The 3,312-nt window shown below is 69.4% G+C and carries 4 protein-coding genes; 1 reads left to right on the top strand and 3 read right to left on the bottom strand.

Going from position 1 to position 3,312, the window contains the following annotated elements; genetic code table 11:
* From Q0066_RS13460 to hisI, 3 genes are all read right to left on the bottom strand, one after another.
* Window positions 1-464: hypothetical protein (locus tag Q0066_RS13460; protein WP_298133733.1), on the bottom strand; the 464-nt coding region annotated here is incomplete at its 3' end.
* 1 nt (window position 465) lies between these two features.
* Window positions 466-1,977, bottom strand: a complete 1,512-nt coding sequence (locus tag Q0066_RS13455; protein ID WP_298133731.1) for an anthranilate synthase component I — start codon at window positions 1,975-1,977, stop codon at window positions 466-468.
* Complete coding sequence (gene hisI, locus Q0066_RS13450) at window positions 1,974-2,324, bottom strand: phosphoribosyl-AMP cyclohydrolase (RefSeq protein WP_298133729.1); 351 nt, start codon at window positions 2,322-2,324, stop codon at window positions 1,974-1,976. Before hisI ends, Q0066_RS13455 begins: the two co-directional genes overlap by 4 nt.
* 86 nt (window positions 2,325-2,410) lie before the next feature.
* On the opposite strand from hisI, the gene Q0066_RS13445 reads away from it, so the two are divergent.
* On the top strand, window positions 2,411-3,040 hold the full coding sequence (locus Q0066_RS13445; protein ID WP_298133727.1) for a TIGR03085 family metal-binding protein: 630 nt from the start codon (window positions 2,411-2,413) through the stop codon (window positions 3,038-3,040).
* The last annotated feature ends 272 nt before the right edge of the window (window positions 3,041-3,312 follow it).

Raw genomic sequence — 3,312 nt, 5'->3', positions numbered from 1 at the left:
GGGTCCTCCCCGGCGTCCAGCGCCTTCCAGGCATCGAGCGCCGGATCGGGCGTCGCTTTGACCCGTGCCGTCGGACGTCCGGCAAACTGCAGCAGGATCGCACCGGCCGCCGCGAGCACACAGCCGGCCAGGTAGACCCAGCGCCACGGCGTCGCCACCAGCGTGAAGGCATCGCCCAGCGTGCTGCCCGGCAGTGTCGGCACGACGGCGTTGATCGCCACCATCACGCCACCGGCCGCCAGCAGCGCGACGATGCCCAGCACGATCCGCCGCGCCAGCGGCCGCAACCAGTTGCCCAGGAACGCCCCGGCGGCCGCGGCCAGGATCACCGCCAGCGCGGCACCCGAGGTCGCCTGGGTGCCGCTGACCGAGGTCCGCTCGCCCGCCGACCACCACGGCTGGGTGGTGCCGAGTAGCGCGGCAGCGCAGCCGAGCCACAGCACCACATTCGCCCATCTGCGCATGTCAGTCCCGGTCGAGCCGACGCAGCCGATGCGCGCCCTCAATGGCCCGGATCACGGCCGCCGCCTTGTTGCGCACCTCGAGCTCCTCGTTGCGCGGAATCGAGTCGGCGACGATGCCCGCGCCGGCCTGGACGTGGGCCACCCCGCCGGCCAGCACCGCCGTCCGGATGGCGATCGCTACATCGGAGTTGCCGGCGAAGTCGAAATAGCCGACACCGCCGCCGTACAGGCCGCGCCGCGACACCTCGAGTTCGTCGATGATCTCCATCGCCCGCACTTTGGGCGCCCCGGACAGCGTGCCGGCCGGGAAACAGGACAGCGTCACATCGAGCGCGGTACGACCCGGCGACAGCTCGCCGACCACGGCGGCTTCGAGATGCATGATGTGGCTGTAGCGCCGCACCTTCATGAACTCGACCACCTCGACCGACCCCGGACGGCACACCCGGCCCAGATCGTTGCGGCCCAGGTCGACCAGCATCAGGTGCTCGGCGCGTTCCTTCGGATCGGCCAGCAGTTCGGCCTCCATCGCGGCGTCCTCGGTCGCGGAACTGCCCCGGGGCCGGGAGCCGGCGATCGGGTGCGTTTCGGCGCGTCCGTTGCTGACCGTGACCAGCGCCTCGGGGCTGGAGCCGACCACTGCCAGGCCCGGCAACCGCAGCAGGTACAGATACGGGCTGGGGTTGGTGCGGCGCAGAATGCGGTAGACGTCGAGCGCATCCGCGTCGGTGTCGATGTCGAATCGCTGACTGGGCACGATCTGGAAGGCCTCACCGGCCTTGATCTCCTCGACGGCTGCCAGTACCGCCGCCTCGTACTCCTCCGGACTCCGCTGCCGCCGGATCTCGGGAGCGGACGCCTCCGGGTCGACCACTGCGACCGCAGGGGTCAACGGCTCGGACAGTTGCGCCGCCATCGCCAGCACCCGGTCGCGGGCATCGGCCCAGGCGGCGTCGGCCCGCTCGGCCGAATCGTCGAAGTTGAACGCGTTGGCCAGCAGCCACACCTCGCCGGTGTGGTGGTCGAGGATGGCCATGTCGCTGACCATCATCATCACCAACTCGGGCAATTTGAGGTCGTCGGGATTGCCGTCCGGCAGCACCTCGAGGCGCCGGACGACGTCATAGGCCAGATAGCCGACCATGCCGGACGTCAGCGGCGGCAGGTTCTCGTCGGCCGGCGTGTGCAGGATCTGCAGGGTCTCGGCGAGCACCTGCAGCGGATCGCCGCCGGTCGGCAGGCCTTCGAGGGGGCGTCCGGTCCAGTGCGCCTCGCCGCCGGACTCGGTCAGCGTGGCCACCGAATGCACGCCGACGAACGACCAACGCGACCACATGCCGTTGTCGGCCGACTCGAGCAGGAAGGTGTGATCGCGATCGCCGCACAGCCGGTGGTACAGCCCGACCGCGGTCAGGTCGTCGGCGAGCAGCCGGGTGTAGACCGAAATGACCCGGCGTTCACGGGCCAGGTCGAGGAACTCGGCCAGGTCTGGGGTGACGGGTAGGTCGGTCATCGGCCCTCCTCGCTCAACAGGGTGCGGTCGGTGAAGCAGGTCCGGGTGCCGGTGTGACAGGCCGGACCGGTCTGGTCGACGAGCACCAGCAGCGTGTCGCCGTCGCAGTCCAGCGACACCTGCCGGACGTGCTGGGTGTTGCCCGAGGTCTCGCCCTTCACCCAGTACTCATTGCGGCTGCGCGACCAGTAGGTGCCACGCCGGGTGGCCAGGGTGCGGGCCAGCGCTTCGTCGTCCATCCAGGCCAGCATCAGCACCTCGCGCGAGGTGGCGTCCTGGACGACGGCGGGCACCAGTTGGTCGGCATTCCGCTTGAGCCGTGCGGCGACGGCAGGGTCGAGACTCACCGGGTCATTGTGTCAGGGCCTGCGGATGATCCGCCCTGGGGCCCAAGCCGCGCAGCACCCACGGAGACACGCACTAGTCTGAGCGAATGCCAGCCGTGAACGAGCGAGCCCGGGTCGAACGAGGCCACACCTGCGACGCCCTGCTGGCGGTGGGGCCGACCGCCCCCACCCTGTGCGAGGGCTGGGCGGCCAACGATCTTCTCGCCCACCTGATCATCCGCGACGGTGAGGTTTCCAACGCGATCGGTGCCGTCATTCCGGCATTCGCCGGCCGCTACGAGTCCCGGGTGGCTGAGTTGAAGAGCAGCGACTACGCCGAGGTGGTCGAGAAGTTGCGCCAGGGTCCGCCGCGCGGATCGCTGTTCGCGATCCCGGCCATGGACGCCGTAGCCAACTCGACCGAGTTCCTGATCCACGGCATGGACGTCCGGCGCGCCAACGATCTACCCGAACCGGCCCGTGACGAGGAGTTCCAGTCCTGGGCATGGTCACAACTGGCCCGTGTCGGCAAGCTGATGCTGCGCCGTCCCCCGGTCGCGCTTGCCCTGGAATGGTCCGGACGCCCCGAGCGTGTCGTCCGGGCAGGTTCCGGCAATCGGGTGGTCACCGTGATCGGCGAACCGAGCGAACTGTTGCTCTACGCCTTCGGACGCCGGGCCGCGGCCGACGTCCGCTATGTCGGGTTGGAATCGGCTGTGGAGGAAGCGCGCCACTGAAGCCAATCGGGGCAACCTCCGTCGCCGGTCAGGTCGGCGCTGTAGGTCGGGTGCGCGCCACCGGTTGACGGAGTGCGGTGGCATTCCCGAGACCGCTCTACGCAACCCCGTCCGGCCTACTCGGAGCCAAGGTCGACACTCCCCCGCACCGTCTTGTCGGACATCTCGGAGTAGCGAAAGTCGAACAACTGACCGGCCCACAGACAGTCCAGCCCACCAGTTTGATCTGATGTCGCCTCAGGAACGGGCGTGCAATCCAGCGCCAAGACTTC

It is taken from the genome of Micropruina sp. (genome assembly GCF_027492755.1).
In the GTDB taxonomy this organism is placed as follows: domain Bacteria; phylum Actinomycetota; class Actinomycetes; order Propionibacteriales; family Propionibacteriaceae; genus Micropruina.
Note: the sequence above shows the minus strand (reverse complement) of the source record. Positions and strands in the feature narration are given on the sequence as shown.

What these genes read in the sequence shown, in the direction of transcription:
- Q0066_RS13445 (WP_298133727.1), top strand. Translation starts at nt 2,411, where the DNA reads ATGCCAGCCGTGAACGAGCGAGCCCGGGTCGAACGAGGCCACACCTGC.
- Q0066_RS13455 (WP_298133731.1), bottom strand. Translation starts at nt 1,977, where the DNA reads ATGACCGACCTACCCGTCACCCCAGACCTGGCCGAGTTCCTCGACCTG.